General features: G+C 70.9%; 28 protein-coding genes and 3 pseudogenes. 25 read left to right on the top strand and 6 right to left on the bottom strand.

Annotation, left to right across the window (positions count from 1 at the left end; genetic code table 11):
* Positions 1-52 precede the first annotated feature (52 nt).
* The 3 genes and pseudogenes from ACFYXA_RS26800 to ACFYXA_RS26790 all read left to right on the top strand — a co-directional run bounded on the left by ACFYXA_RS26800 (position 53) and on the right by ACFYXA_RS26790 (position 2,789).
* Positions 53-1,069: an alpha/beta hydrolase gene (locus ACFYXA_RS26800; protein ID WP_389037264.1), complete on the top strand. Its 1,017-nt coding sequence runs from the start codon at positions 53-55 to the stop codon at positions 1,067-1,069.
* Between the two features lie 476 nt (positions 1,070-1,545).
* Positions 1,546-1,683: pseudogene (locus tag ACFYXA_RS26795) on the top strand (ATP-binding protein); the annotation flags it as partial.
* Positions 1,684-2,027: 344 nt separating this feature from the next.
* Positions 2,028-2,789 carry a phosphotransferase gene (locus ACFYXA_RS26790; RefSeq protein ID WP_389037261.1) on the top strand — a complete coding sequence of 254 codons (762 nt, stop codon included), beginning with the start codon at positions 2,028-2,030 and terminating at the stop codon, positions 2,787-2,789.
* 164 nt (positions 2,790-2,953) lie between these two features.
* Here ACFYXA_RS26790 and ACFYXA_RS26785 read toward each other — a convergent pair whose 3' ends face one another.
* A complete protein-coding gene (locus ACFYXA_RS26785; RefSeq protein WP_352248955.1) occupies positions 2,954-3,388 on the bottom strand; it encodes a hypothetical protein in 435 nt (144 codons plus the stop codon).
* Between the two features lie 220 nt (positions 3,389-3,608).
* Here ACFYXA_RS26785 and ACFYXA_RS26780 point away from each other — a divergent pair, with 220 nt between their 5' ends.
* Positions 3,609-3,971, top strand: coding sequence for a hypothetical protein (locus tag ACFYXA_RS26780; protein WP_352248957.1), 363 nt, complete (start codon positions 3,609-3,611; stop codon positions 3,969-3,971).
* A gap of 2 nt (positions 3,972-3,973) precedes the next feature.
* On the opposite strand, the gene ACFYXA_RS26775 is transcribed toward ACFYXA_RS26780, so the two are convergent.
* On the bottom strand, positions 3,974-4,315 hold the full coding sequence (locus ACFYXA_RS26775) for a DUF6233 domain-containing protein (RefSeq protein WP_389037257.1): 342 nt from the start codon (positions 4,313-4,315) through the stop codon (positions 3,974-3,976).
* 252 nt (positions 4,316-4,567) lie between these two features.
* A complete protein-coding gene (locus ACFYXA_RS26770) occupies positions 4,568-5,965 on the bottom strand; it encodes an MFS transporter (protein WP_389037254.1) in 1,398 nt (465 codons plus the stop codon).
* Between the two features lie 101 nt (positions 5,966-6,066).
* Here ACFYXA_RS26770 and ACFYXA_RS26765 point away from each other — a divergent pair, with 101 nt between their 5' ends.
* The 4 genes from ACFYXA_RS26765 to ACFYXA_RS26750 all read left to right on the top strand — a co-directional run bounded on the left by ACFYXA_RS26765 (position 6,067) and on the right by ACFYXA_RS26750 (position 7,974).
* Positions 6,067-6,594 (top strand): helix-turn-helix domain-containing protein, encoded by a 528-nt coding sequence (locus ACFYXA_RS26765; RefSeq protein WP_352248963.1) that lies wholly within the window; start codon positions 6,067-6,069, stop codon positions 6,592-6,594.
* Positions 6,595-6,700: 106 nt separating this feature from the next.
* A complete protein-coding gene (locus ACFYXA_RS26760; protein ID WP_352248965.1) occupies positions 6,701-6,838 on the top strand; it encodes a hypothetical protein in 138 nt (45 codons plus the stop codon).
* 68 nt (positions 6,839-6,906) lie between these two features.
* On the top strand, positions 6,907-7,101 hold the full coding sequence (locus ACFYXA_RS26755; RefSeq protein WP_389037250.1) for a hypothetical protein: 195 nt from the start codon (positions 6,907-6,909) through the stop codon (positions 7,099-7,101).
* A 75-nt stretch (positions 7,102-7,176) separates the two neighbouring features.
* Entirely contained in the window at positions 7,177-7,974 is a 798-nt protein-coding gene (locus tag ACFYXA_RS26750; protein ID WP_389037247.1) for a hypothetical protein, read from the top strand.
* 541 nt (positions 7,975-8,515) lie between these two features.
* Here the strand turns inward: ACFYXA_RS26750 and ACFYXA_RS26745 are convergent.
* Positions 8,516-9,028 carry an Lrp/AsnC family transcriptional regulator gene (locus ACFYXA_RS26745; protein WP_389037244.1) on the bottom strand — a complete coding sequence of 171 codons (513 nt, stop codon included), beginning with the start codon at positions 9,026-9,028 and terminating at the stop codon, positions 8,516-8,518.
* Positions 9,029-9,231: 203 nt separating this feature from the next.
* Between ACFYXA_RS26745 and ACFYXA_RS26740 the strand changes: the two genes are divergently transcribed.
* From ACFYXA_RS26740 to ACFYXA_RS26660, 17 genes and pseudogenes are all read left to right on the top strand, one after another.
* Positions 9,232-10,635: a pyridoxal phosphate-dependent decarboxylase family protein gene (locus tag ACFYXA_RS26740; RefSeq protein WP_389037241.1), complete on the top strand. Its 1,404-nt coding sequence runs from the start codon at positions 9,232-9,234 to the stop codon at positions 10,633-10,635.
* A 76-nt stretch (positions 10,636-10,711) separates the two neighbouring features.
* Positions 10,712-10,855: pseudogene (locus ACFYXA_RS26735) on the top strand (SDR family NAD(P)-dependent oxidoreductase); the annotation flags it as partial.
* Positions 10,856-10,869: 14 nt separating this feature from the next.
* A complete protein-coding gene (locus ACFYXA_RS26730) occupies positions 10,870-11,139 on the top strand; it encodes a hypothetical protein (protein WP_389037238.1) in 270 nt (89 codons plus the stop codon).
* A gap of 408 nt (positions 11,140-11,547) precedes the next feature.
* Positions 11,548-12,603, top strand: a complete 1,056-nt coding sequence (locus ACFYXA_RS26725; protein ID WP_389037235.1) for a lytic transglycosylase domain-containing protein — start codon at positions 11,548-11,550, stop codon at positions 12,601-12,603.
* A 91-nt stretch (positions 12,604-12,694) separates the two neighbouring features.
* The gene (locus ACFYXA_RS26720; protein WP_352248993.1) at positions 12,695-13,759 is read left to right on the top strand and encodes a sigma-70 family RNA polymerase sigma factor; all 1,065 of its coding nucleotides are present in this window, start codon (positions 12,695-12,697) and stop codon (positions 13,757-13,759) included.
* Positions 13,760-13,872: 113 nt separating this feature from the next.
* Complete coding sequence (locus ACFYXA_RS26715; protein WP_389037232.1) at positions 13,873-14,838, top strand: ABC transporter ATP-binding protein; 966 nt, start codon at positions 13,873-13,875, stop codon at positions 14,836-14,838.
* The gene (locus tag ACFYXA_RS26710; protein WP_352248997.1) at positions 14,835-15,605 is read left to right on the top strand and encodes an ABC transporter permease; all 771 of its coding nucleotides are present in this window, start codon (positions 14,835-14,837) and stop codon (positions 15,603-15,605) included. Before ACFYXA_RS26715 ends, ACFYXA_RS26710 begins: the two co-directional genes overlap by 4 nt.
* Positions 15,606-15,608: 3 nt before the next feature.
* On the top strand, positions 15,609-16,424 hold the full coding sequence (locus ACFYXA_RS26705; protein WP_352248999.1) for an ABC transporter permease: 816 nt from the start codon (positions 15,609-15,611) through the stop codon (positions 16,422-16,424).
* Between the two features lie 5 nt (positions 16,425-16,429).
* Positions 16,430-17,677 carry an MCE family protein gene (locus tag ACFYXA_RS26700; RefSeq protein WP_389037228.1) on the top strand — a complete coding sequence of 416 codons (1,248 nt, stop codon included), beginning with the start codon at positions 16,430-16,432 and terminating at the stop codon, positions 17,675-17,677.
* Positions 17,674-18,717, top strand: coding sequence for an MCE family protein (locus tag ACFYXA_RS26695; RefSeq protein WP_389037225.1), 1,044 nt, complete (start codon positions 17,674-17,676; stop codon positions 18,715-18,717). The genes ACFYXA_RS26700 and ACFYXA_RS26695 overlap by 4 nt, the downstream gene beginning before the upstream one ends.
* A gap of 116 nt (positions 18,718-18,833) precedes the next feature.
* Positions 18,834-19,814, top strand: a complete 981-nt coding sequence (locus ACFYXA_RS26690) for an MCE family protein (RefSeq protein ID WP_389038252.1) — start codon at positions 18,834-18,836, stop codon at positions 19,812-19,814.
* Positions 19,811-20,950, top strand: coding sequence for an MCE family protein (locus ACFYXA_RS26685; RefSeq protein ID WP_389037222.1), 1,140 nt, complete (start codon positions 19,811-19,813; stop codon positions 20,948-20,950). Before ACFYXA_RS26690 ends, ACFYXA_RS26685 begins: the two co-directional genes overlap by 4 nt.
* Positions 20,947-22,242, top strand: a complete 1,296-nt coding sequence (locus tag ACFYXA_RS26680) for an MCE family protein (protein WP_389037219.1) — start codon at positions 20,947-20,949, stop codon at positions 22,240-22,242. The genes ACFYXA_RS26685 and ACFYXA_RS26680 overlap by 4 nt, the downstream gene beginning before the upstream one ends.
* A complete protein-coding gene (locus tag ACFYXA_RS26675; RefSeq protein ID WP_389037216.1) occupies positions 22,239-23,516 on the top strand; it encodes an MCE family protein in 1,278 nt (425 codons plus the stop codon). Before ACFYXA_RS26680 ends, ACFYXA_RS26675 begins: the two co-directional genes overlap by 4 nt.
* Positions 23,489-24,097, top strand: a complete 609-nt coding sequence (locus ACFYXA_RS26670; RefSeq protein ID WP_389037213.1) for a hypothetical protein — start codon at positions 23,489-23,491, stop codon at positions 24,095-24,097. Before ACFYXA_RS26675 ends, ACFYXA_RS26670 begins: the two co-directional genes overlap by 28 nt.
* Positions 24,098-24,139: 42 nt before the next feature.
* Positions 24,140-24,952, top strand: a complete 813-nt coding sequence (locus ACFYXA_RS26665) for a hypothetical protein (protein ID WP_389037210.1) — start codon at positions 24,140-24,142, stop codon at positions 24,950-24,952.
* A 48-nt stretch (positions 24,953-25,000) separates the two neighbouring features.
* Positions 25,001-25,108: pseudogene (locus ACFYXA_RS26660) on the top strand (NAD(P)-binding domain-containing protein); the annotation flags it as partial.
* A gap of 272 nt (positions 25,109-25,380) precedes the next feature.
* On the opposite strand, the gene ACFYXA_RS26655 reads toward ACFYXA_RS26660, so the two are convergent.
* Together ACFYXA_RS26655 and ACFYXA_RS26650 are read right to left on the bottom strand one after the other, a co-directional pair.
* Positions 25,381-25,560 (bottom strand): hypothetical protein, encoded by a 180-nt coding sequence (locus tag ACFYXA_RS26655; RefSeq protein WP_389037207.1) that lies wholly within the window; start codon positions 25,558-25,560, stop codon positions 25,381-25,383.
* A gap of 277 nt (positions 25,561-25,837) precedes the next feature.
* Positions 25,838-26,656 carry an alpha/beta fold hydrolase gene (locus tag ACFYXA_RS26650; protein WP_389037204.1) on the bottom strand — a complete coding sequence of 273 codons (819 nt, stop codon included), beginning with the start codon at positions 26,654-26,656 and terminating at the stop codon, positions 25,838-25,840.
* Positions 26,657-26,904: the final 248 nt, after the last annotated feature.

The following is a 26,904-nucleotide window of genomic DNA, read 5'->3' as shown; positions in this document are numbered from 1 at the left end:
CTACCCCTTGAAGCCGAGAACCGCGACCACCCGAACGAAAGGTGATCAGCACATGACACTCCGACGCGTTCTCAGCGGACTGGGCGCCGCAGCGACCCTCGGCGCTGCTGCGGCGATCAGCACACGTCGCCGCGCTCTGGCGGCAGTCCCCCGCGAGTTGCGGCACCCGGTGCTCTTCCTCCCGCTGAACTTCGGCAACCCAGTCACTCTGGCCATCGCCCGCCGCGTCGTGCCCTTGGCGGGAGCCGCCGTGAGGCCCGGCGTCCGCGTCGAGCGGCGCACGCTGCCGGCCACGACCGACGACCTGCCCGTCGAGGTGCTCACCTACCAGGCATCAGGCCAAGCGCCGCGCGCAGCGCTGCTCTGGGTCCACGGCGGCGGAACCGTCATGGGTGCCGCTCGGCAGGAGAACACCTGGTGCAGCCGTGTTGCCGACGAACTCGGCGCTCTGGTCGTCAGCGTCGACTACCGCCTCGCACCCGAAAATCCGTACCCCGCAGCTCTGGACGACTGCTTCGGTGCGCTCCGCTGGCTTCACGCCAACGCCGCCGCCCTCGGTATCGACCCCGCCCGCATCGCCGTCGGCGGCGAAAGCGCCGGAGGCGGACTCGCCGCCGCCGTGGTCCAGCGCGCCCACGATTCAGGAGTACCGGTCCGGTTCCAACTCCTCCTCTACCCCATGCTCGACGACCGCACGGCTCTACGCGTCGACCCTCCCAACAGCGCCATCTACACGTGGACCCCGGACTCCAACCGCTTCGCCTGGACCTCCTACCTCGGCCGCCCGCCACAGGACCGCGACGATCGCCCCTATGTTGCGGCGGCAAGGCGTAGGAACCTCGACGGGCTGCCGCCCGCGTGGATCGGCGTGGGCGACCTCGACCTGTTCCACGACGAAGACGTCGACTACGCCCGACGCCTGAGCGAGGCCGGCGTCGCCTGCGAGCTGCGGCTCGAATCAGGCATGTACCACGGCGCTGATGCCTTGCTCGACGGCAAAGCACCTTCAATGACCGCTTTCCGTACTGCCGCCCTCGACGCTCTGCGAACTGCCCTGTCAAAGCCCTGACCGCCCCGGACATGCCGAACCAGCCTCGGCGACCAGGCCAGCTCGGTCAGTCGAGAGCAGGAACGCCACGGCCAACGCCTTCTCGGCACCCACGCGCCCGAGCACGCGCGCCATCGCACCAGCAATCGCATGCCGCTCGAAGCTGATCTCCAACGAGCAGCGGGTGACAGAAAGGCTGAGCATCGGCCCCAGGTGACAAGAAGCGCGCCCAGATGGTGACAACCATCGTGCTTCAGATCCAGCTTCACCATGAGCGCTCAGCGCGCGTGGTGACAGCTATTGTGCTTCGGCACACCGCCCATCGACCGCGACAGGAGCCCGCTGTTCGACGCCGACCACGACCCGGTCCGCGTCGCCGACCCGCTGCGCCACAGCCCGCACTTCGCGGCCGCGGACGCCGACCCCGGCGGCGACACGGTGTGGTTCACCACCGAAGCCGGCATCAACTACACGCTGACTTTCAAGGAGGCGGAGCCCACCAGGACCAGGACGCCGAACACGGCCGCAGACTCGGCACGGTCAGCGCGCTCGCCCACCGGGTCGTCGTCCACGCCAGCGAGGCCGGCCACACCATCACCGCGGAGCTCTTCACCGACGCAGGCAGGACGCCATGAACCACGCCCAGTCCACGGTGTGTGTCGACGGCGGACGGGATGGGAGCTGGGGTGGTGGGTGGGTGGGTGCGAGTGAGATCATCACTTATGGCGTTGATTAAGTACATGACAAGAGCCAGAGATGAGCGATGGTGGATACAGGGCCTCGGGTTCATGGCCGCAGCGGCCTGGGCCGGCTTCCGCGCTCTGAGTAACGGACGACCGCCACTACCGCGGGTGGGGTTCGGCGTAGCAGCGATCGGCTTCCTGGCTGCAGCAGTGGGGCTCATCATCGACCGAATTCGGGCGACCACGCGAGGCCGCGGAGGTCGCACGGATGACACTGCCGCAAGCGAGCCGCAAGTTTGATCGCTGCCGGTTCAAGGGGGCCGCGAAGCGTGCCACTTCTGTGCCAGAACGGGCGGGGAGTCACGAGGAATCGGGGTACACCGAGGCGCGTGCCGCCGGACTCTGCTCAGGTCGCCGGCTGCCCTGTGGCTGCCCTCGACCCTCGAGTGGAGCCACGCGTCTATGAGCGTGACGGCTTTGCGGTCACACTATGGACCTACTACGAACCCGCGGCACCTCAAAAGGTCTCACCAGCCGACTACGCCCACGCGCTTGAGCGGCTGCACGCCGGCATGCGCAAGCTCGATGTCCCGACGCCGCACTTCACGGATCGAGTCGAGCAGGCCCAGCAACTCGTGGCGAACCGCGACCGCACTCCGGCGCTCGCCGACGCGGACCGGGAGCTGCTCGGCGACACGTTGCGAAGCCTGAGGCTTGTGATCGGCGAGCGCGGCAGCGCCGAGCAGATGCTGCACGGCGAGCCGCACCCGGGCAACGTGCTCACCATCAAGAACGGGCTGCTGTTCATAGACCTTGAGACTTGTTGCCGTGGGCCCGTCGAATTCGACCTCGCCCATGCCCCCGAAGAAGTCAGCGAGCACTATCCGGGTGTCGATCAAGACTTGCTGCGCGAGTGCCGGATCCTCGTGCTGGCGATGATCACAACCTGGCGCTGGGATCGAGGCGACCAGCTCCCAAACGGGCGCCAGTTGGGCACAGAGTGGCTCTGCCAGATCCGCGCAGCACTCGATCGAGGCGGCCTGGATACCCATGGCTGATCGCCGACCTTCGAGGCCGTAGCCGGTGGCGCACCAACTGCAGGGTGTGGATCACGCGGCCGGCCTCGCAGAAAAGCCGTGCAGGTGGCGTTTTTGTGCGAGCCAGAACGCAACCGCTCGCGCAGCGTCGCCAAAGAGATCGGGATCGCCACGCGCACCAGATCTCAGTGAGGCTCCCGAGAACTCAAGGAATGTCGAACAAGTGGCGTAACACCGAGGCCGATGGTCTCCTGCTGGCGGGACTGCTCCAGTTCTATGGACAACTCCGTGATGACACGCCGCAGGTAGGCGTTGGTATCGCGTTCACGTTGGAGGTCCGCTTTGACATCCTTCAGCTCAGTGTCGAGGGAGGCAGCGTGACCGGCGATTTTCTGGGCCGCTTCGGGAACGCCATGCCGGGCCTTGACCTGGGCTTTGAATTCGTCGACGAGATCACGGTGTTCGTAGACGACGTCACGCCGCAGCCCGGACTTGTTGATCAGCTCGGTCGAGGTGAGCTTGCCAGAGGCCGAGTGCAGTGGAGTGCCGGCCAGTAGTCGGTCCGCAGCAGCTTGGATGGCAGAGCGTTCAGCAGCGCGGTCGCGTGACGTGCGGTTCATCGTCGCGGGCGTGTACGTCCCCGTACACGCGGAGGTTCTCGTCCGTGGCCGGACAAGTCAGCTCCCTCCGGAAGTCATAGAAGTCGACCGTCCAGGAACCCGGTTTGTTGTCCAATGCAGTGCTCTCTCCGCCCCAGAACCGACAGTTCATGGAAGGCTAGAGAAGCGCTGGCCCGACGAGATCCGCGACTCTGCCGAGCTGCTCCCACCGCCGGTGGAGGTGGCGGAAGAGGAGATCGAGGGCGCGCTCGCCCTGATGGACACGATGAGTCGCGACGACCTCGAGGGCGAAGAGTTCCAGGATGCCTACACCGAGGCCGTCGCCAGGCTCGTCGAGGCCAAGCGCGAAGACAAGCCAATGCCTCAGGCTCCCGAGCCGGAGCAGCCGAGCCAGGTCGCCGACCTCATGGCCGCCCTCCAGCAGTCCGTTGCCAAGGTGAAGGCGTCCCGTGGCGAGGACGCCGACGTGCACGAGTTGCCGGAACGCAAGAAGTCCCCGGCGAAGAAGGCGACCGCGAAGAAGCAGCCGGCCAAGAAGACTGCGGCCAAGAAGACGGCCGCCCGCAAGCCGCGCAGCGCCTGACGTCAGCCGTTCAGGAAGCCGAGCTCGGTGTCCGGCCGACAGTGCCCGCACGCGGGAACACCCTCGGCGAGCCGCCGCAGCGCCTCCTCCCGGTTGACGCCGCGCGGCCGCTTGCCCGCCGGGGGGCAGCCGCCGGCGTGGACCTGCACCGGGTGACGGCCGCCTGGGCTCAGCTCCACCAGCCAGTCCGGGGCCGGCGGGCGGGCCTCGATGCCGCGCCGCCGCTCGGCGGCCTTCCGCTCCTCTTCGGCGATCCAGTCGTCGACCTGCGCGATCTGGTGCTGGAGGAATCCGCGGACGATGCGGAGCCGCTTTAGGCAGGTGGGCGGCCGCGACTCGGTCATGAGTTTGATATTAGGCTCGCGGTCGCACACCACAACCTCGGGGGCCGGATGAACGACCAGCGCTACCACCTGCTCCTCACCGTCGACGGCCGGCGTGCGGTGGCCGGCCGTGGTGGACCGGGCGCGGGAGATCGTGGAGAGCTACGAGGGCGGGGTCACGCTGCGCCAGGTGTTCTCTGCATGCTTTGAGGGTGTCTCACCGCTCGGGCGAGTGTGAGTCCCGTCAATCCATCGACGGACGGGACTCCCTTCTCAGGCGGCGCCGGCCTTCGCGGCCTCTGCGACGTTGGCCGCCTTGGCGGCGGCCGGTCGCGGCTTGCGGACGAGCGGGACCGTCGCGCATGCGGCGAGCAGGGACGCTGCGGCGACCGCGTACCAACCGTGCTGGAACGCGGCGACAACGTGTCCGGGGGCCGGGGTACCGAGGATGCCGACCAGAATCGCGACGCCGAGGACCGCGCCGATCTGGCGGCCCATCGAGGTGATGGCCGAGCCGGTGGCGAAGCGGGCCGGCGGCAGGGCGGCCGCCGACGCCCCGGTCAGGACCGGGAGCGTCATGCCGACGCCGAGGCCGGTCAGCATCATGCCGGGCAGGAGCGAGGCCGCGTAGGCCGAGCCGGTATCGAGCGTAGCGGCCCACCACAGGATGCCGGCCGCGAACAGGACGGTTCCCGCCAGCGCGATGCGGCCCGCACCGAATCTGGCGACGGCGGGCCCGATCCGCAACGCGACCGGCGGCACCAGCAATGGTCCCGGCGCGATGGCGAGGCCGGTGCGCAGAGCTGAGTAGCCCCACACGCCTTGGCACCACAGCACCGCGCCGAGCAGCATTCCGGCGAACGCGACGGTGAACAGCGTCAGGGCTGCCGCGGCGGATGCGAACGCCGGAACCCGGAGCAGCGGCAGTTCGACGATCGGCACGGGGTGGCGGGCCGAGCGCAGGACGAACCAGACGCCGAGCAGCACCGCGGCAGCCAGGCTGCCGAGGGCCCCGGCGCTCGTCCAACCCCAGTCAGGAGCCTTGACCAGGCCGAGCGCGAGCGTTGCGATCGATCCGGTGAGCAGGGCGGCGCCGAACAGGTCTGGCAGCGGACTCTTCTCCGCCCCAGCGCGTCCGGGCGACGGCAGCACCTTGACCCCGAGCGCGAACGCCGCGATCCCCACGGGCACGTTGACGAGGAACACCCAGCGCCATCCGGCCTCGGCCAGCAGCCCGCCTGCCACCGGCCCGAGTCCGGCGGCGATCCCGCCGATCGACGCCCAGGCCCGCACCGCCCCGGCGCGCTTCTCGGGCGCCGTCGTGTCGAGCAGCAGCGCAAGCGACGTCGGCATCAGCAGCGCAGCGCCGGCGGCCTGCACGAGCCGTGCCGCAACCAGCGTCCCGACGTTGGTAGCGAGTGCGCAGCCGGCCGAGGCGAGGGTGAACACCGCCAGTCCGGTCAGGAATACCGGCTTGTGGCCGGAGCGGTCGGCGACGCGACCGGCGACTATGAGGAGCGCCGCGAAAGCGATCGCGTAGCCGTTGAGGACCCAGGAGAGGGAGCCGAGGCCGCTGCCGCCGAACGAGCGGCCGATCGCCGGGAGGGCCACGTTGACGATGAAGAGGTCGAGGTTCGACATGAAGACCGCGGCCGTGACCGTCGCGAACACGGCTCGGGACACCCTTTGTGGGTTTGAAATTCCAACTGACATGGCCCGGAGGCTATCCGTGTGGGTTTGAAAACGCAACGGACTCGGGGGAGAATGGGGACGTGAACTCGAACGTGAAGCAGGGCAAGGACTCGGTTCCGCACCCCGAAGTGCCCGGTCGGCCGTGCTCCGTGGCCGCCGCGCTGCAACTCGTCGGCGAACGCTGGGCCCTCTTGGCGATCCGCGAGATCTTCTACGGCAACCAGCGCTTCGACCAGATCGTCCGCAACACCGGCGCACCCCGCGACCGCCTCGCCGCCAGACTGCGCGCACTGGAAGAGGCGGGCGTAGTCGAGCGCCGCGCCTACAGCGAGCGCCCATTGCGCTTCGAATACCACCTCACCGAGGCCGGCCGCGATCTCGCACCGGTGATGCGCGCACTGCTGGCCTGGGGCGACCGCTGGGCGGTGGACACGCCGCCGGTCGCCTTCCGCCATCGCGGCGGGCCCGGCTCGGAGCACGACACCGAGCACGACCTCGATCTGACGTCGACGTGCCGGACCTGCGGTGAGGAGGTCAGGTCGGGAGGTCTCACGATCGACGTGCGGGCGCCTGGATGGGATCGGGCCGGGCCGATCGAAGGCTCCTGAACCGAGCAGCGATCAGGAGTGTCGGGGGTGGGACCAAGCCTCACCGACTTCTCAGCGACTATCCGGGACTGGCCCCCGGTCCTCACACAAGGCTCATCCTTGTCTCGTGAGACAGGGGAACGGTGGAGAACAGGTGAAGTACCGGCTGGTCTCCGAGGGCGTGCTGCCGCACACCCCGTCGATGTACCGGCACCTGTCCTCCCACCTCGCCCAAGCCCGCCGCGAGGCCGCTTCCCGGATCTGATCGACACCCTGCGCGAGGTCCGCGTCCCGCCGGCCTGGCCGGACGTCGCCGCGTTCCTGCGCGAGGCCGTGGACTGGTTCGCTCCCGACCGCACCGAGGGCCAGCACCCGGTGTACGTCGCGGCGGAGAAGGACACCCTCCGGCAGATGTTCACCACCTGGTTCGCCGAGTACGGCATCACTGTCCTGGTGGTCCGCGGCTTTGCCTCCCAGTCCTACGCCGAAGTCGTGCACCGCCGCACGACCCGGCACGGCCGCGCCTGAACCGCTCCGGGGCTGATGGAGGCTAGACCTCTGAGGTGACCGTCGACGTCATCGACTCCCTCCTCGAGCGCGCCCGTGCCGCAGCCCGGAGCGATCCGGGCCCGGGTCGCCGCCGTGGTCGACGTCGCCCTGGCCGCCGTCGTGAATAAGGACGGCTTCTTCCACCGTCGGCACCTGCTCGCCGAAGCCCGCCGTCACCTCGCCCTCGTCCTGCGCGGCCGTCGCCGCGAACCAGGCCTGGATGAGAAGATCGTGGACGCCGCCATCGCCACGCACTGCCTGGACATCAGCGAGCCGAAGACGCTGCGAGGCCGCATGCCCGCCTACCGCTTCTACACCCGCTGGCCCATGGCCGACCCGCCAACCCGCCGCCCACCGGACGCGGAACCCGAGACCGGCCACCGGCCTCCGGCCGGCCCCGACGACCCGGGCACGCCCCGCCTGCCCCTGGAGCCGGGGGAGTGGGCCATCTCGCGCGCCCCGCTCCTCTACCAGCGCGCGGTCATCGCCTCCACCGTTCTCAACGCCCGGCTACGCGCCGCGCGCCGCACCGGCCGCGCCCTGTACGACGTCGTGGCGCACCAGCAGGCCGCGATGCCCGATCAACTCCTCATCCCGTTCCCAGACGCCAGCGAAGACACCGACACCGAACCCCGGCCGGCACTCGACATGACGGCACTGCGGGCCCTGAAGAAGTCCCGCACGGACGTGGAAGCCCTCGATCTCACAGCCGAGCGGCTGCGCCACCTCCAAGACGCCTTCACCACGGCGGCCGACCGCGCCCGCGCCACCATGGACCGCTACGCCGGCCGGAACGATGCCGAGGGACCGCACCCGGTGCGCGAGGCCGACCAGCAGACGCACCACCCGTAGCAACCCGGTGCGCACCGCGGCCGGGATGCCAGCCACTGAGTGCATCCGATGCCACGCACCCGATGCCGGGGTGCGCACCGACGATGCGCGGCATCCACTCCACCCGGTGGCCTCCACTCAGTGGAGTGGAGGCCGTGCACGGTGTCGTCCAATCGCGTGGACTCGGTGCGCACCGGATGGGTGCGCACCGCCGCACCGGTGCGCATCAACTCCCACGGTGGGTCGGCTACCGGTGCGCACCGGGTGCGGAGTGCACAGCGTGCGCCAGCACCAGGCGCTCATGGCGCATCGCCTCCAGGGTGTCGGCGGTGTCGGGTGGTCGGGGTCCGGGATGACGTTCGCGGTGAACCGGATGATGCTGCGGGCGATGCCCACCGCCGCCGTGGTGGGGAAGTCCTGCTCCCAGTCCCGCAGCGCGGACAGCAGGACGCACCCGACCTCGTCCCCCGCCGATTCCGTATGGGAGGCAAACAAGCGGAGGCAGTGCAGCACCGCGTCGAGCACAGAACCACTTTCTGCTACTGGGAACTTGGCGAACTGATCAACCAGGTTGTCGCCGCTGATCAGACGGGCGTGGTGCAGGCCAGGAGGTGAGGGGGAGCGGGCCGCGGTCGATGACGGTGCGGATGCAGAAGGTGCTGCGGGCGTCGCGAACGGGACCGATGGCCAGGATCTGGTCGGTGAGCACTCTCTCGAAGGTGCGCAGGTCCGGCACGGCGAGTTCGACGAGGAAGTCGGCGTCGCCGGAGACCACGTGGCAGGCGACCACGTGTTCGATCGCCTTCAGCGCCTCTTCGACTACCTGGGAGGTGGTGCGGGAGTGCTCGACCTTGAGGGAGAGGAACACCGTCAGCCCGAGGCCGAGGCGTTCGCGGTCCAGGTCGGCCCGGTAGCCGGCCAGGACCCCGTCCTCCTCCAGCGCTTTGGTGCGGCGCAGGCAGGACGAAGGTGACAGGCGTACGGCCTCGGCGAGGTCGACGTTGGGGGTGCGGCCGTGGCGCTGGAGGTGGTTCAGGATCGCCCGGTCGATGCGGTCGTACAGGGGGCGTGGCATGAAATGCAGCGTACTGGCCGGATTGGCGAACGATCCTGCGCCGCAGGCCCGCCTGGGCACCTCCTTCGCCATCGTGTGCCGGGGTTGGCGAGGCACTCTGGTCACGTGCCCCGGCCGGTACGCCAGACCGTGACTCCCCAGCCCTCCCACGCACATCGGACTTCCTCATGCACTGTTTCCCTCTGGAACCCGACCGCACCGCGATGACCGAAATGGGTCGCCTTGTCCTGGACCGTGTCGTCGATCGCACCGAGAACCTCGCGGCCCGCCCCGCGAGCAGCCCCCTGTCCCCGCAGGCCGAGGCCGACCTGGTGGAGTCCTTCCTTGCGCCGCCGCCCGACCGGGGCGGCGACCTGAAGGCTCTGCTCGCGCGCCTGGACGAGGCCGCCGACTGCGCTCTGGAGACGGCCGGGCCGGGCCACCTGGCGTACATCCCGGGCAGCGGTCTGTACTCGGCCGCGCTCGCCGAGTTCTACAACCGTGCCGTCAACCGCTACGGCGGCCTGGCCTCGGTCGCCCCGGCCTTCGCCGCGCTGGAGGAGAGCGTGATCCGCTGGATGGCCCGCGAGGTGTGCGGTCTCCCGGAGGGCAGCGGCGGCCTGCTGACGAGCGGTGGCTCGATGGCCACGTTCTCGGCGACGGTCGCCGCCCGGCACGACAGGCTCGGCGAGGATCTCGCCGGCGGCACCGTCTACACCACCGCCTTCGCCCACCACTCCGTCGCCAAGGCCGCCCGCCTCGCCGGCATCCGCGCGGCTCACATACGTACCGTGCCGCACACACCGGACCTGCGGATGGACCCGGACGCCGCCGCCGCGATGATCCGCGCCGACCGGGACGCCGGGCTACGGCCGTTCCTGCTGGTGGCCACTGCCGGCACCACCGACACCGGCACCGTCGACCCGCTGCCCCAACTGGCCGACCTGGCCCGCCGCGAGGCCGTGTGGTTCCACGTCGACGCGGCCTACGGAGGCTTCTTCCGGCTCACCGCACGCGGCTCGGAGCGCCTCGCCGGTTTCGAGGATGCCGACTCGATCACCCTGGACCCACACAAGACCTTGTTCATGCCGTTCGGCACCGGCGCGCTGGTCGTCCGCGACCTCGCCGCCCTGCATGCCGCGCACGACGGCACCGGCAGCTACCTCCAGGACATGGGGGCGGCGGGGAGCGTCCCGGACTCCGGCCGGCTCGGGCCCGAGCTGACCCACGAGATCCGCGGTCTGCGGGCCTGGCTTCCCCTGCACCTGCACGGGGTGGACGCCTTCCGCGAGGCTCTGGACGAGAAGCTCGACCTGGCCGAACACGTCCACGCCACGCTGTCCGGCGTCGCGGAACTGGAGGTACCGCAGCGCCCGGACCTGTCCACCGTCATCTTCCGCGTCCGCCCCGCCGACGGCAGCCGGGCCGCCGGCGAGCGGGCCGACGAGGCAAGTCGCCGACTGCTGGAGCGGATCAACGGCCACCAGCGCATCGTGCTCTCCAGCACGGTCGTCGACAGCCGCTACACCCTGCGCGTCTGCGTGGTCTCCCACCGCACCCACCACGACCGCATCACCGAGGCGCTGCAGATCATCACTGCCGAGGTCGAGCGCCACACCACCGCGTAGCAGGCGACGGCCCCGGACCTGGGTGGGGTCCACCTGAGGGTCGCCCCCATCGCATCACCAACACAAGGAGGACCTCGTGACTGTCCATCCCGAATCCCTTTCCGCCAGGGGAACAGCCATCGTGACCGGTGCCTCCTCGGGCATCGGTGCGGCCTACGCACGTCGGCTCGCTGCGGACGGCCATGATCTGGTGCTGGTGGCGCGTCGCGCAGAACGCCTCTCGCTCGGCAGCGCATGGACTCCCTCCTGTTGCTGCCGAACCGAGTGCGCGTAGTCCTGGAGGACGATGGCCAACAGCACTACTCAGTCGACGGCAAAGCGATCCCACAGCTCTACGCCCAGATGGCAGCGGAGGATCGGCAGCTGAGCCTTTCGGGCTACGACGTCTACCGCTTTGGCGGCCATGAACTGGACCGGAACAACGACCCGCGCATAGTCGCAGGCTTCTTCCGGGAGCTCTTCCAGCGCTACGACATTCTGCTGCCGCCCTCAGTCACCGACTGATAGCCAGCAGGGCGCGCAAGCAGTGAGGGAAGAACGTGCTGGGCCCGTGCGCTCCTCACGCACGGTCGTGAATTCCACTCGCAATCGCACTGTGCCCCCATGGCATCCGCTCCGGCCGGCGCGTTCCGCCAGGTCCGCGGTCGGGGACGGGTCCGCCCCGGCCGTTCGGTGACGACCCTGACCGACCGGCGCCCCTCACCCGCCCTTGAGGGAAAGCCCGGTTTCGCCGCGACGGAAGGCCCTGCCCGTCGCGACGGATCCGACGGCGACCGCGACGGATCCGCGGCAGTGGCCGCCACGGATTCGGCAGTGGCCGCGACGGATCCCGCGGTTGCCGCGACGGAACGCCCGCCTCTCCCCGTAGAGCAGAGCAGATGACCGATTTCGCGCAAGGAGGGGACCGCAGACATGGTGATGCGGGCAGGCAGACGGGCCAGGGCAACGGCGATCGTGGTGGCGGCCATGGCCGCTCTGACCGCCTCACAGGCGCCGGAGGCGGTGACCGCAGGGGCCACGGGGCCCGCGCCCGGGGCGCCCGCCGAGCGCGGGCCGAGCGTGTCCGGCGACACTCCGTACCGCACGGAGCTCCCGCCGCTGCGGGCCCCGGAGCTGGAGGCCCCGCACAGGGCGGCCGGGGTGGGCCCCGTCCCCGGGGCGCTGCCGGCGAGCGTGTTCGCCGCGTACCGCCGGGCCGAGGAGACACTCGCGCGGACCGACCCGGGCTGCGGTCTGCGCTGGCAACTGCTGGCCGCGATCGGCCAGGTGGAGTCCGGGCAGGCGCGCGGCGGCCGGGTCGCCGCGGACGGCACGACGCTGACGCCGATCCTCGGCCCGCGGCTGGACGGCAACGGCTTCGCCGAGATCCGGGACACCGACGGCGGCGCACACGACGGCGACACGGCGTACGACCGTGCCGTCGGACCGATGCAGTTCATCGCGTCGACCTGGGCGGTCTGGGGCGCGGACGGCAACGGCGACGGACGCGCCGACCCGAACAACGTCCACGACGCCGCGCTCGCCGCCGGACGCTATCTGTGCGCGGGCGACCGGGACCTGTCCGACCCCGCCGACCTGGACCGCGCGATCCTCGGCTACAACCACTCCCGGGCGTACCTGCGGACGGTCCGCGCCTGGTACGCGTACTTCCTCGGCGGCCACCGGGTCGTTCCCGACGCCGCCGGCTCCCCCGCCGGGCCGCCCCCGTCCCCGTCCCCGTCGTCCCGGACCGCGTCCGCCACGCCCTCACGGCAACCGTCGAAACCGTCGGAACGGCCCGGCGCCTCGCCCGGGCCGACCGCTCCGGCCTCGCCGTCCTCGCCCTCCCCCCGCCCGTCCGGTACGGCGCTCGCGCCCGACGAGCCGGAGGAGCCTCTCGCCCCGCTCCCCGGCGCCGGCGTCGACCTGCCCGCGGACGACGCGCTGCCGCTGGTCGGAGGCGATGACGGACCGTTGCCGACTCGATAGCGACGGCCCCCTCCACACCGCGGATACTCGGCGGTAATGTCGCGACCCGCCGGGCGGCACGAGCCCGGCGGGTACGTGCGAAGGGGCTCTCATGGCGACGACGGACATGCCTGCGGAGACACAGGCGGCCTACGACCGCTGGCAGCGTATGTGGTGCCATCGCGAGCATCTGCTCAAGGTGGCGCGCCGCAGGTCGGTGAGCCTGGAGGACGCCGAGGACGCCGTGCACGAGGCGATGCTGCGCGCCGCGGAGCGTCCGGACCTGGACGACGAGCGGCTGGCCGCCTGGCTGACCACGGTCACGATGCGGCTCTGTGTGGACCGCCACCGCCAGGTCAGCCGGGAGGCGGAGGTGCACCGCAGCCCCACGCTGGTGGAGCCGGGTCCGGTGCCGGTCGACGAAGTGGTGTGCGACCGGGCCGAGGCCAGGTGGCTCGCCGTCCGCAGCGGCGAACTGCCGGCCCGCCAGGCGGAGGCGCTGCGCCTGAAGTCGGAGGACCTGGACGTCAACCAGGTCGCCGTCCGGATGGGGCTGAGCTACCGGACCGTCGAGTCGCTGCTGGCCCGCGCCCGGCGGACGCTGCGCAACTCGCTCGCCGGCACGCTGGGCCTCGTCCTGTTCCTGTCCGGGCGCGGCAGGCCGCGGGCGGGCGGCCACGCCCAGTCGGTGGCGTTGGCCTCGACGGCGGCGACCCTGGTCGTGGCCGGGTTCGCACTGCCGCACGTCCACGACGGGGACGGCCGGGGCACGGGGCCGGGCTCCTCCGTCTCGCCGGCCCCGGAGGCCTGGCAGCGGCCGTACGCCGAGGGCGATGTGCCGCCCTCGGAGGGTCGCGGGCGAACGGCGGCCTCGAAGCCCGCGGCTCCCCAGCCGTCGCGGGCCCCCGGCGCGGAGTCGCTGCTGCCGCTGTCGGTGCCGTCCCTGCGGGAGGTCGGGCTCTCCCCGGGGACGGAACTGGCCGCTCCCGAGGTGCCGGACGTCGTAGCGGACATCCCGGACGTCGTAGGGGTGGTCCCTGAACTCCCCCATGTCCCCCAGGCCCCGGACCTGAGCGACCTCCCGCAGGACGTTTCGGACAGCCCCGCTGCGCCCCCGGTCACGGACGTCCCGGACGCCCCCGCGCTGCCCTCCGCCCCGGTGGACGCGCTGCCGTAACCCCGTCCCCGGAGGACTTCGAAAAAAATCCGGAACCGTCGCGACGGACGACCCGGCCCTCCCCGTAGAGCAGATGTCGAAGCTGCTCAACGGCCGGCTGAAGGGTGATCCGGATGGGTGTCGAGATCTGTGTGGAAGGACTGACCAAGTCCTTCGGCCACCAGGTCATCTGGCAGGACGTCTCGCTGACGCTGCCCGCCGGGGAGGTCTCCGTGCTGCTCGGCCCCTCGGGAACGGGCAAGTCGGTGTTCCTCAAGACGCTCGTCGGGCTGCTGAGGCCGGACCGGGGTTCGGTCCGGGTCGCGGGCCAGGAGATCACCAAGCTGCGCGAACACGACCTGTACGAGGTGCGCAAGCTCTTCGGCGTGCTGTTCCAGGACGGCGCGCTGTTCGGCTCGATGAACCTGTACGACAACATCGCCTTCCCGCTGCGTGAGCACACCCGCAAGCCCGAGAGCGAGATCCGGCGCATCGTGCTGGAGAAGATGGACATGGTCGGGCTGATCGGTGCCGAGGAGAAGCTCCCCGGCGAGATCTCAGGCGGGATGCGCAAACGGGCCGGGCTGGCCAGGGCGCTGGTGCTCGACCCGGAGATCATCCTCTTCGACGAGCCGGACTCGGGTCTCGATCCGGTGCGCGTCGCCTACCTCAACCAGCTGATCGTCGACCTCAACGCACAGATCGACGCGACCTTCCTGATCGTCACGCACGACATCGCCTCGGCGCGCCAGGTCCCCGACAACATCGGGCTGCTGTTCCGCCGTGAGCTGGTGATGTTCGGGCCCCGCGAGAAGCTGCTGACCAGTGACGAGCCCGTCGTACGGCAGTTCCTGAACGGCCGGAAGCAGGGGCCGATCGGCATGGCGGAGGAGAAGGACGCCGCCCAGGTCGAGCAGGAGCTGGCCCAGCTCGGCGAGGACGAAGGCCACCGCGGCGACGGCAAGGATACCGGGACTCCCGGCGGCCGGGCACTGACTCCCCGCCTGCTGCCGGGCCCCGGCATCACCCGGCCGCCCCGCTGGGAGGCGATCGCCAGACGGGAGAGCGCACCGCACCGCAAGGAGGTGGCGGACGCGTGAGCCTGTCTCCGACCGGGGCGCTGCGGCACTCGGGCAACCTCTTCGCGATGGCCCTGGACATCCTGCGGACCGTGCCCCGGCGCCCCTTCCAGGTGCGGGAGTTCATCCAGCAGGCGTGGTTCATCGCGTCCGTGACGATCCTGCCCACCGCGCTCGTCTCGATCCCCTTCGGTGCGGTGATCGCGCTGCAGATCGGCAGCCTGACCCGGCAGCTCGGCGCGCAGTCGTTCTCGGGCGCCGCCTCGGTGCTGGCGGTCCTGCGCGAGGCTTCACCGATCGTCACCGCGCTGCTCATCGCGGGCGCGGGCGGCACGGCGATCTGCGCGGACCTCGGGGCGCGGAAGATCCGCGAGGAGATCGACGCGATGCAAGTGCTCGGCATCGACCCGATCCACCGGCTGGTGGTGCCGCGCGTGCTGGCGTCGATGGTCGTCGCGGTACTGCTCAACGGCCTGGTGTCGGTGGTCGGTGTCGCGGGCGGCTACTTCTTCAACGTCGTCCTCCAGGACGGCACGCCCGGCGCCTACCTCGCGTCCTTCACCACCCTCGCCCAGCTGTCCGACCTGTGGGCGGCCGAGGTCAAGGCGCTGGTGTTCGGGGCGATCGCCGCGATCGTCGCCTCGTACAAGGGGCTGACGGCGAAGGGCGGCCCGAAGGGCGTCGGCGACGCCGTCAACCAGTCCGTGGTGATCACCTTCATGTTGCTGTTCGTGACGAACTTCGTGATGACCGCGGTGTACTTCCAGGTCGTCCCGCCGAGGGGTTAGCGCATGAGAATCCTCGAACGCCCCCTGCGCTCCCTGGAGGAGCTGGGCGCCCAACTCGCCTTCTACGGACGGTCGCTGGCCTGGACCGGCCGCACCCTTCGCCGTTACAAGAAGGAGATCCTGCGGCTGCTCGCCGAGGTGAGCTTCGGCCGGGGCGCGCTCGCCGTGGTCGGCGGCACGGTCGGCGTGATCGCCTTCCTGTCGTTCTTCACCGGCACCGAGGTGGGCCTGCAGGGCTACGCCGCCCTGAACCAGCTCGGCACGTCCAACTTCGTGGCGTTCCTGTCGGCGTACTTCAACACCCGCGAGATCGCGCCGCTGGTGGCCGGGCTCGCGCTGTCGGCGACCGTGGGCGCGGGGTTCACCGCGCAGCTCGGCGCGATGCGGATCAGCGAGGAGACGGACGCCCTGGAGGTGATGGGCGTGCCCTCGCTGCCGTTCCTGGTGACCACCCGCATGATCGCCGGCTTCGTCGCGGTGATCCCGCTGTACGTGGTGGGGCTGCTGTCCTCGTACCTCGCCGCCCGGACCATCACCACCGGCTACTACGGGCAGTCGACGGGCACGTACGACCACTACTTCCAGCAGTACCTCCCGCCCGTCGACGTGCTCTGGTCGTTCGGCAAGGTGATCGTCTTCGCGGTGCTGATCATCCTGGTGCACTGCTACCACGGCTACTACGCGAGCGGCGGCCCCGCGGGCGTCGGCGTCGCGGTGGGCCGCGCGGTGCGCACCTCCATCGTGGCCGTCAACGTCGTGGACTTCTTCCTCTCCCTGGCGATCTGGGGCGCCAGCACGACCGTACGGATCGCGGGGTGAGGTCGATGAAAGTGCTGAGACTGCGGCTGTACGGAGTCGCCTTCCTCGCGGTGCTCGCGCTGCTGCTGTCGCTGGCCGTGGCCGTCTACCAGCAGGCGTTCACCCCCGTCGTGCGGATCACGCTGGAAGCCGACAGCCTCGGCAACCAGCTCGACCGGCGCGCGGACGTCAAGCTGCGCGGGCTGCTCGTCGGGGAGGTGCGCGAGGTGCGCGCGGACGGCAGGAAGGCGACGCTCGACATCGCGCTCAAGCCGGAGCACGTGCGGTTCATCCCGTCGGACGTGCGGGCGCGGCTGCTGCCGAAGACGCTGTTCGGCGAGAAGTACGTCGACCTGGTGGTGCCGCGCGGTTCGTCCACCCGGGCCATCCGCGCCGGCGACGTCATCACCCAGGACCGCACGCGGGTCGGCATGGAACTGCAGCAACTGATGAACGACCTGCTGCCGCTGCTGCGGACCGTGAGACCGGGCGAACTCAACGCGACGCTCTCGGCGTTCGCCGGCGCGCTCGAAGGACGCGGCGACCGGATCGGGGACAACCTCGTCCGCGTGGAGGGCTATCTGCGGCGCCTCAACCCGCATCTTCCCTCGCTGGAGGAGGACATCGCGCGGTTCGCCGACGTCGCCGAGATGTACGGCGACGCGGCGCCCGATCTGATGGCGATCCTGCGCAACACCGTCACCACCAGCCGCACGATCGTGGAGAAGCGGGACCGGCTGGCCGCCGCGCTCACCTCGACCACCGGCGTCGCGGGCACCGCGGAGGACTTCCTGGACACCAATGGGGATCGGCTGATCACCCTCGGCCGGGTCTCCCGGCCCACGCTGGAGCTGTTCGCCCGCTACTCGCCCCAGTACCCGTGCCTGCTGGAGGGCCTGGTCCGGCAGGAGAAGGCGTCGGAGGAGGCGTTCCGGGGCGGAAAGATGCGGATCACCCTCGAAGTCGTCCGCCAGAGGCCCGCCTACGAACCGGGCGAGGAGCCGCGCTGGGGCGAGCGGTCCGGGCCCGACTGCCGGGGCCTGCCGCACCCGGCGGTGCCCGCGCCGCCCACCAAGCTCGACGACGGTACGACGTCAGGAGGTTCCGGCAGTGCGCTGCCCGCAGGGGTCAAGGTGTCCGCGACCGAGGCCGAGCAGCGGGCCGTCGGCTCGCTCGTGGCACCCGTCATGGGCGTGCCGGCGGACGAGGTGCCGCCCGTGGCGACGCTGCTGTTCGGGCCACTGGCCCGTGGGACGGCGGTGAGCGTCGCATGAGCGTGCGGACGACGACAGCGCGCGGGACCGCCGCGCCCCTGGTCAAGTTCAGCCTCTTCGCGGTGGTGACGACCCTGGCGACCACCCTGCTCGCCGCCACCATCGTCAACCTCGACTTCACTCCGGAGCACACGTATCGCGCGGTGTTCAGCGACGTCACGGGACTGGAGGAGGGCGACGACATCCGGGTCGCCGGGGTGCGGGTCGGCGAGGTCGAGGACATCCGGATCAAGGACCGGACGCTGGCGGAGGTCGACTTCACGGTCCGCGCGGACCGGCCGCTGCTCACCAGCACGGGCGCCGTGGTCCGCTACCGCAACCTCGTCGGGCAGCGGTACATCGCGCTGACCGAGGGCACGGGCGACGGCACCCGGCTGCCGCCCGGCGGGCGCATCCCCCTGTCGAGGACCCAGCCGGCGCTGGACCTCAACGCGCTGCTGAACGGCTTCAAGCCGCTGTTCGCCGCGCTCAGTCCGCAGGACGTCAACCAGCTCGCCACCGAGATCGTCAAGACGCTGCAGGGCGAGGGCGGCACCGTGAACAGCCTGCTCGCCCACACGGCGTCCCTCACCACGACGCTCGCCGGGCGCGACCAGCTGATCGGATCCGTGATCGACAACCTCAACTCCGTCCTGAAGACGCTCGACCAGCGCGGTGGCCGCTTCTCCGACCTGCTCAAGGAGCTGCGGCGAGTGATCTCCGGTCTGTCCGCCGACCGCAAGCCCCTCGGCGAGTCCCTGGTCAGCATCGGCGATCTGACGGAGGCCACCTCCGGGCTGCTCGCGGACGCCCGCCCGCCGCTCAAGGACGACATCGCCGGGCTGACCGAGCTCACCGGAACGCTGAACGACAACGAGAAGACCGTGGAGGGCGTGCTGAAGCGGCTGCCGAACAAGCTCGAGAAACTGACCGGGACGGCGTCCTACGGCTCGTGGTTCAACTTCTACCTCTGTGACTTCGACGGCCGGATCGTGCTGCCGAAGACGCAGGAGGTGCTCACTCCCGAACTGCACGTGGCCCGGGCGAGGTGCGGCGCATGAGGATCCGCATCGTGCCGCGCGGGGCGCGGAGCCGCCGCCCCGAGCCCCTGATGAAGGTGCGCGTCCTGCCACCGAAGCTGCCGAGGATCAGGCTGCGCCGGAAGGTGGGCCGACCAATGAAGCCGTTCCGGGACCGCAACCCCGTGGTCGTCGGCGCCGCCGGGCTCACCACGCTCGCGCTGCTGACCGCCGTCGCGTTCAACGCCGACAGCCTTCCGGTGATCGGCGCCGGCGACACCTACAGCGCCGCCTTCACGGAGGCGGGCGGGCTCAAGCCGGGCGACGAGGTGCGCATCGCCGGGGTCAAGGTCGGCAGGGTCGAGGAGGTCGACCTGGACGGCGACCACGTCAAGGTGACCTTCAAGGTCAAGGGCGACCCGGAGTTCGGCAGCACGACCGGCGCCTCGATCCGGGTGAAGACGATCCTCGGGGCCAAGTACCTGGCCCTGCACCCCGAGGGGCCGGGCCGGCTCGCACCCGGCAGCGAGATCCCGCTGAGGCGGACGGTCCCCGCGTACGACGTCGTGGAGGCGTTCAGCGACCTGACGACCACCACGGAGGAGGTCGACACCCAGCGGCTGGCCGACGCCCTGGACACGATCTCCACCACCTTCGAGGACTCGCCCGAGGAGGTGCGGGCCTCCGTCAAGGGCCTGTCGAAGATCTCCAGGACGGTGGCCGAGCGGGACAAGGAGCTGCGCGGGCTGCTCGACCACGCCAACGGAGTGACGGGGGTGCTGGCCGAGCGGTCGAAGGACTTCACCGCGCTGGTCAAGGACGGAGACGAGCTGTTCAGGGAGATCAGCAAGCGGCGCAAGGCGATCCACAAGCTGCTCACCACCTCGGCCGCGCTCGGCATCCATCTCTCCGGGCTGGTCAAGGACAACGACAAGGAGATCGGGCCCGCGCTGAGCAGCCTGAACCGGGTGGTGGAGATGCTCGAACGGAACCAGTCGAGCCTGGACCGGAGCGTCAAGCTGCTCGCGCCGTACGTGCGGGTCTTCACCAACACCCTCGGCAACGGCCGCTGGTTCGACAGCTACGTGCAGAACCTCGTCGCCGCTCCGGTGGTGCCGCGGACAGGAGACGACCAGTGAAGAAGCCGAGGGTCCCGAGGCGCCGGACGACCGCCGTGGTCGTCCTCGCCCTCGTCGCCGGCGCCGTGTTCGCGCTGTGGCCGCGGGCGCAGACCGTGCGGGTCACCGCGTACTTCCCGCGCACCGTCGGCATCTACCCCGGCTCCGACGTGCGGGTCCTCGGCGTGCGGATCGGGGAGGTCGCGGAGATCACACCGGAGGGCGAGCGGGTGCGGGTGGTGCTGGAGTACGACGCGGGCCGCAAGGTCCCGGCGGGCGCCCGGGCCGCCATCATCAACTCCTCGGTGGTCAGCGACCGTTACGTGCAGCTGCTGCCGGTCTACCGCACGGGCCCGGCGCTGCGGGACGGCGCCGTCATCCCCGAGTCGCGCACGGCGGTGCCCGTGGAACTGGACCGGGTCTTCGACAGCCTGCACACCACGTCCGAGGCGCTCGGCCCGGAGGGCGCCGGCAAGGACGGCTCGCTGGCGCGGCTGCTCGGGGTGAGCGCGGACAACCTCCAGGGCCAGGGCGAGAACCTCCACCAGACGGTCGAGGACCTGTCGCTGGCGGTCACCACGCTGTCCGACGGCCGGAGCGATCTGTTCGGCACCGTGCGGAACCTTCAGGTGTTCACCGCGGCGCTGGCGGCCGACGACAAGAGCGTGCGGTCGTTCAACACCACGCTGACCGAGGTCGCCGGTCAGCTCGCCGACGAGCGCACGGACCTGGCGGAGGCGCTGAAGCACCTGGGCACGGCGCTCGGTGACGTGTCGGGGTTCGTGAAGAAGAACAAGACGTCACTGATCGCGAACGTGAAGGGGCTGAGCAAGGTCACCCAGGTGCTCGTCACCCAGCGGGCGGCGCTGGAGGAGCTGCTGGAGGTCGCCCCGGCGGGCCTGTCGAATCTGCAGAACGCCGGCAACCCGTCCTCCGGCACCCTCGACACCCGCAACAACCCCGACCATCCCCAGGACCCGGCCGCGCTGCTGTGCTCCATCCTGCGCACGACCGGCGACGAGGGCGGCAAGAACCCCGACTGCGGGGAGCTGGAGAAGCTGTTCGACTCCCTGCCCGAGGTGCCGAAGGCCCCGGCCGTGCCGAGCACGGGCACGGTCGACCGGACGCTGGGCGGAATCCTGGAGGCCGACGCATGAGCCGGATCCGCGGGCCGAGGGCCCTGGCGTGGACGGCGGCCGGCTCCCTGATGCTGTCCGGCTGCCAGATCAACGGCTGGTACGACGTGCCGCTGCCCGGAGGCGCCGCCACGGACGGTGACGCCTACCGGGTCACGGTCGAGTTCCGCGACGTCCTGGACCTGGTGCCGCAGTCCGCGGTGAAGGTCGACGGCGTCACCGTGGGCGCCGTCGAGAAGGTGGAGCTGGACGGCTGGCACGCCAGGGTGCGGCTGCGGATCGCCGACTCGGTGAAGCTGCCCGGCAACGCGGTCGCCGAGCTGCGGCAGACGAGCATGCTCGGCGAGAAGTACGTGGCGCTCGTCGCCCCCCTGGACACCGCGCCCGTCGGCCGGCTCGGCGACGGCGACCGGATCCCGCTGGCCCGCAGCGGCCGGAACCCGGAGATCGAGGAGGTGCTGTCCGCGCTGTCCGCGCTGCTCAACGGCGGTGGCGTGGCCCAGCTCAAGACGATCACCGTGGAGCTGAACAAGGCGCTGGCGGGCCGGGAGAACCGGGTCAAGGGGCTGCTGAAGGAGCTGAACACGTTCCTCGGCGGCCTGAACGGGCAGCGCAAGGAGATCGTCCGGGCGCTCCAGGGCATCGACCGGCTCGCCAAGCGGCTGAACAAGGAGAAGAAGACCATCGCCGTGGCCGTCGACACCCTGCCCCCCGCTCTGAAGGTCCTCGCCGACCAGCAGCGGGATCTGACCAAGATGCTCACGGCGCTGTCGGATCTCGGCAAGACGGGCACGAAGGTCGTGAACGCCTCGCACGACGACACGGTCGCCAACCTCAAGGCGCTGCGGCCGATCCTCGAACAGCTCAACAAGGCGGGCGCCGACCTTCCCAACTCCCTGGAGCTGCTGACCACCTACCCGTTCCCGCGCAACGCCGTGGACGCCGTCAAGGGCGACTACGTCAACCTGGCGGTGACCGCCGACCTCGATCTGTCGAGCATCTACGGCAACCTCGCCGACGAGCCCGACGGCGACGGGGACTCCCCGAAGACACCCGGACTCCCGGACACGCCGGACCTGCCGGACCTGCCGGACCTCCCGCAGGTGCCCGGCGTGCCGACGCCCGCGCTGCCGGGCACCCCCGGCCTGCCGGGCACGCCCGCCGAGCCGTCGGCACCGCCCGGCGACGGCGGCGGCCCGCTGTGCCCGCCCGTGTGCACCGGCACACAGGCCGCCTACGGGGACGCCGGCGGCCTCCCGCCGGGCATCGACCTCGCGCTCGCGGAGCTCTTGCTGAAGGGGATACTGCCGTGATCACACGTACGGTCAAGGCGCAGCTGCTGGCTTTCGCCGCCGTCACCGCGGTGGGGGTGTCGTACGTCGGCGCCGAGTACACGGGCCTGGTGGACGGGCTGCTCGGGCGCGGCTACACCGTGCGGGCCGACTTCGCCGACTCCGGGGGCATCTACACCGGCGCCGAGGTCACCTACCGGGGGGTGCCGGTGGGCCGGGTCGGTGCGCTGCGGCTGAGCGGCGACGGCGGCGTCTCGGTGGCGCTGGAGATCGAGGACGGCGCGCCGGGCATTCCGGCGGACACCCTCGCCGTGGTGGCGAACCGTTCGGCGGTGGGCGAGCAGTACGTCGATCTGCAGCCGCGCCGGTCGGACGGCCCGTACCTGCTGGAGGGCAGCAGGATCCCGCGCGGCCGGACCCGGGTGCCGCTGCCCGCCACGGAAATGGTGGTGAGCCTGGACAAGCTGGTGAATTCGGTCGGCAAGGACGATCTGCGGGTCACCGTCGACGAGTTGGGCAAGGCCTTCGCCGGCACCGGACCGCACCTCGGCCGGCTCGTGGACTCGGGGAACGCGCTCGTCGAGTCGGCGTCCGACGCGCTGCCGGAGACGATCGACCTCATCGAGGACTCGCGGACGGTCCTGAAGACGCAGGCCGACCAGGGGTCGGCGATCAAGTCGTTCTCGCGTGATCTCGCCGCGCTGACCGCGCAGTTGAAGGCGAGCGACGGGGACCTGCGCACGCTGATCGGCAACGCGACGCCGGCCGCCCACGAGGTGAACTCGCTGCTGAAGTCGACCGGCCCCCGGCTGTCGGTGCTGCTGGCGAACCTGATCAGCGGCGGCCAGGTCACGCTGGCGCGGCTGCCGGGAGTGGAACAGGCCCTGGTCACCTTCCCGGTGGTGGTCTCCGACAGCTACACCGTCATCCCCGGCGACGGCACCACCCACTTCGGGCTGGTGGTCAACGCCGACGACCCGCCGCCGTGCACACGGGGATACGACACCCCGCGACGCGACCCGGCGGACACCAGCACCCGCCCGGCGAACACCGAGGCGCGCTGCACGGAGCCGCGCGGCAGCGACACCTCGGTGCGGGGCGCGCAGAACGCGCCCGGCGCGCAGTCCCGTTCGGGCGGCGCGGACCGGGCCGCGTACGTCTCGCCGTACGACCCGGAGACCGGTCTCGCCACGGGGCCGGACGGAAGATCCGTCGAGATCGGCTCGACGGGCGGCCAGCAGGCCGTGTTCGGAAAGGAGTCCTGGCAATGGCTGCTCGTCGGACCGATGGCGTGAACGGGCGCCTGTTCGCGATGCTCCGGAACGCATTGGCACGGCTGGTACGGCCGCTGCGGCGGCCGGTGACCGGGCGGTCGGACGCCCGTGGTCACGGCCCCGTGCGCAGCCGGTTGCTGCCGGCGGCACTGGTGGCGGCGACGGTGCTGACGACGGCGGCGGCCGTCTGGCTGAGCGTGCGGGTGTACGAGCAGCGCCAGGCGGAGCAGCGCCGCCAGGACATCCTCGCGGCGGCCCGCCGGTCGGCGCTGAACTTCACCTCGCTCGACTACCGGCACTACGACCGGGACAGCAGGAACGTGCTCAGGGGCGCCACGGGCGACTTCAAGGAGCAGTTCGCGGCGCAGACCGCGGAGCTGACCGAGTTGGTCGCGCGGAACAAGTCGGTGTCAGAGGGCCAGGTCCTGGAGGCGGGCATCGTCCGGGCCGACGAGCGCTCGGCGCGCGTGCAAGTGGTCGCCGACAGCAAGGTCACCAACACCGCCGTACCCCGGGGCGAGGCCCGCACGTACCGCCTGCAGCTCGACCTCGTCCTGGAGAACGGCCACTGGCTCACGTCCGACGTGGAGTTCGTCGGCTGACGCGCCGCCCGCCCCGATGTACGACCAGTAAGGAGAACGACCGTGGCGAACCTGACGTCCAAGCCCCGCCCCTCCGGCTCGCCCGCCCGGCGCACACTGAACGCGGCGGCGCGGGCGGCGGCCAAGCGCGCGGAGCGCGCCGTGCGGATCGACGCGAACGACGCGAACGACGCGAACGACGCGAACGGCTCGAACAGCTCGAACGGCTCGAACAACGGGAAGGCACCACGGCGGGCGGAGGACCGGAAGTCCGGGCGGACCGTGCTCATCGAGCCGCCGGACGGCTGGGACGACCCGCCGGAGCCGCGCCCGGACTCCGGCGAGGACGACGTGCTGCCGGCCCGCCCGGGGCGGGGGCGCGGGCTGCTGACGGCGACCCTGGTGCTGCTCCTCGTGGCCGGCCTGGTCGCGGTGGCCTTCCTCGGGTGGCGGTTCCGCGAGGGGCGGGCGACCGAGCAGGCCCGCGGGCAGGCGCTCGCGGCGGCGCGTGAGGCGGCGCCCGTCGTGCTGTCGTACGACCACCGCCGCCTGGACCGCGACTTCGACCGGGCGCGCGCCCGGCTGACCGGGAAGTTCCGCGACGAGTACGGCAGGACGACGAAGGCGGTGGTGGGGCCGACCGCCCGGAAGTACAAGGGGGTGGTGAAGGCGACGGTGGTGGAGCCGCCCGGTGGTGGCGCCCCGGCGGCCTCCGTGGTGTCGGCCTCGCCGGACCGGGTCGTCGTGCTGCTCTTCGTCAACCAGGTCACCGAGAGCACCCGGATCACGGGGTCCCGCGTGGATCTGAACCGGGTGCGGATGACGATGTCCCGTACCCCCGGCGGCTGGAAGGTGAGCGCCGTCGACGCCCTCTGACCCGCTCCCCGGCAGAGCCCCCGCGCGAGACCGCGCGGGGGCTCTTTCTCCGCCGTCGGCGGCACAGCCGCCGGGTCCGTCGCCGAGGCCGTCCGCGACGCCGACGTCGTGATCACGATGGTGCCCGCCTCCCCGCAGGTCAAGGCCATCGCGTGGGTAACTGCCGCTCCCAGCACGGTGATCGCACCCACTCACCGACTGCCGCTGGAGAAGACCCATGCCCGAAACCACCACACCCACCGCCTCGGCCCCGCACCTGTTCACCACCCGTTCCGCCCTCGACCACGAACTGACCGCCACTGCACCTGGAAGGCTCTGCACGCCGCAGTGCACGCCTCCACCCCCCGCCTGACCAGCCACGCCCACCGCAGCCAGGGCAGCGAGCCGGTGACCGGCCTGCGCTTCACCGAAGACACTCCGCACACCGGTCAGGCCCGCACCAGGGAGGTGTTTTTCCACCGCTCGCCGGTGGTCCATCGGTCGTATCCGATCCGCCAGGCCCCGGCGTCGGCCTCGGGCAGCACGATGCCGGCCGCGTCCCGCTCCTCGGGGAACGTGAAGGCGGGGAGCCCGTAGAGCTCGGTGAGGTGGTCGTCCTTGGTTCGCATGTGCCTGCCTGCTCCCGCCGTACGGGGTATCCGGCGCGTCCAGCGCCCTTGATCCGCACGGCAGTTCTACCAGCCGCAAGTGACAACGCCGAGGTTCACCCTTCCGGGGCGCCGGTCGGCCCTGGGTCAGACTGCCCGAAGCGCGCTCCTATCCGTTTCGGTCAGCCGGTGCGGCGGAGCGGGTCACAGCCAGCCCACCCGTGCACACGCCAGTCAGCGCCAGCAGCGCGGCGGGCGGGATGGCGGCAGCGGCCGCCATTGAAAAGCCGCTTGAGGATCAGGACGGCAGAGTCCCGCCGTCTACCTCGCGCCAGAAGGCGTCGACCCGTGCGTTGAACACGTCCGGGACCTCCTGGAAGGGCTGATGGGCTTCCCCGGGCAGTACTTCGAACTCGGCGCCAGGAATCCCCTCGGCGACCACGCGACCGAGGCGCGGTGGCGTGACACGGTCGAGTTCGCCGGCCAGGACGAGCGTCGGCGCGGTGATCCCTGCCAGGCGGCCGAACGTATCGTGGCTGCTGAACGCAGCGACCTGGCGCTGGAAAGCTTCAACAGACTGCGGGTGCGAAAAGGCCAGCGTCTCCTCGATGATCCGGTCGACCGTGCCGTCGGCGTGTCCACGCGGCGTATAGACCCACAGGAAGAACGCCTCGAGCATGGCACGCTCGCTCGGGGCGCGCTCGGTCATCCAGTGCCAGAAGCGCATCACAGAGCGGAAATACGCGTCGGGGCGAGCGCATGTGCTCATGAGGACGAGACTGCGGACGAGCTCGGGATGGCCCAGCGCCAGCTCCTGGGCGATGAAGCTGCCTCCCGAGAAACCGGCGACGTGCGCTCTGTCGACCCGGAGCACCCGGAGCAGTTCCGCGGCGTCGTCGGCCATCATGGCCACGGACATGGGCCCGCCGGGCAACGGCGTCCGCCCTGCCCCTCGGTTATCGAAGGCGATGACCCGGTACCGGTCCGACAGCCCGTCGAGCTGCGCCTGCCACGCCTCTGCGGGATCGCCCAGCCCCGCGATCAGCAGGACGTCGGGTCCTAGGCCACGGCTCTCGGTCCAGATCGTCGTTCCGTTGGCTTCTAGGTACTCGCCCATGGAACACACCTCCCGCCCCCATCGTCTCCTCTGCCGGTCCGTGATCGGATACCGCCGCGCCGCACGCACTCCCGGATGCCCTCGACCCACCCGGCCGATCCCGAACACCCACACCGCTGGAGTCTCGAGTAGGTCGTCGGATGCCTTGGGCAGGGTGTGAGTGGGCGGTGGGGTGGCAGTGGGTGGGCGTCAGCGGGATCGCGGGGTGGATGTCCTGGTAGGGGGTGCAGGACGGGGCTGTGGTTGCT

The sequence above is a fragment of the Streptomyces sp. NPDC002566 genome, assembly GCF_042889585.1.
In the GTDB taxonomy this organism is placed as follows: Bacteria; Actinomycetota; Actinomycetes; order Streptomycetales; family Streptomycetaceae; genus Streptomyces.
The sequence above is the reverse complement of the archived record's forward strand: the minus strand, read 5'-3'. Positions and strand labels throughout refer to the sequence as shown.

Bases quoted from the DNA above. Each gene is read 5' to 3' on its own strand.
- ACFYXA_RS26650 (WP_389037204.1), bottom strand. From the start codon at position 26,656: ATGGGCGAGTACCTAGAAGCCAACGGAACGACGATCTGGACCGAGAGC.
- ACFYXA_RS26785 (WP_352248955.1), bottom strand. From the start codon at position 3,388: ATGAACCGCACGTCACGCGACCGCGCTGCTGAACGCTCTGCCATCCAA.
- ACFYXA_RS26695 (WP_389037225.1), top strand. From the start codon at position 17,674: ATGAGCGTGCGGACGACGACAGCGCGCGGGACCGCCGCGCCCCTGGTC.
- ACFYXA_RS26655 (WP_389037207.1), bottom strand. From the start codon at position 25,560: ATGCGAACCAAGGACGACCACCTCACCGAGCTCTACGGGCTCCCCGCC.
- ACFYXA_RS26715 (WP_389037232.1), top strand. From the start codon at position 13,873: ATGGGTGTCGAGATCTGTGTGGAAGGACTGACCAAGTCCTTCGGCCAC.
- ACFYXA_RS26700 (WP_389037228.1), top strand. From the start codon at position 16,430: ATGAAAGTGCTGAGACTGCGGCTGTACGGAGTCGCCTTCCTCGCGGTG.
- ACFYXA_RS26725 (WP_389037235.1), top strand. From the start codon at position 11,548: ATGGTGATGCGGGCAGGCAGACGGGCCAGGGCAACGGCGATCGTGGTG.
- ACFYXA_RS26730 (WP_389037238.1), top strand. From the start codon at position 10,870: ATGGACTCCCTCCTGTTGCTGCCGAACCGAGTGCGCGTAGTCCTGGAG.
- ACFYXA_RS26740 (WP_389037241.1), top strand. From the start codon at position 9,232: ATGACCGAAATGGGTCGCCTTGTCCTGGACCGTGTCGTCGATCGCACC.
- ACFYXA_RS26745 (WP_389037244.1), bottom strand. From the start codon at position 9,028: ATGCCACGCCCCCTGTACGACCGCATCGACCGGGCGATCCTGAACCAC.
- ACFYXA_RS26775 (WP_389037257.1), bottom strand. From the start codon at position 4,315: ATGACCGAGTCGCGGCCGCCCACCTGCCTAAAGCGGCTCCGCATCGTC.
- ACFYXA_RS26705 (WP_352248999.1), top strand. From the start codon at position 15,609: ATGAGAATCCTCGAACGCCCCCTGCGCTCCCTGGAGGAGCTGGGCGCC.
- ACFYXA_RS26680 (WP_389037219.1), top strand. From the start codon at position 20,947: ATGAGCCGGATCCGCGGGCCGAGGGCCCTGGCGTGGACGGCGGCCGGC.
- ACFYXA_RS26800 (WP_389037264.1), top strand. From the start codon at position 53: ATGACACTCCGACGCGTTCTCAGCGGACTGGGCGCCGCAGCGACCCTC.
- ACFYXA_RS26670 (WP_389037213.1), top strand. From the start codon at position 23,489: ATGGCTGCTCGTCGGACCGATGGCGTGAACGGGCGCCTGTTCGCGATG.
- ACFYXA_RS26690 (WP_389038252.1), top strand. From the start codon at position 18,834: ATGAAGCCGTTCCGGGACCGCAACCCCGTGGTCGTCGGCGCCGCCGGG.
- ACFYXA_RS26720 (WP_352248993.1), top strand. From the start codon at position 12,695: ATGGCGACGACGGACATGCCTGCGGAGACACAGGCGGCCTACGACCGC.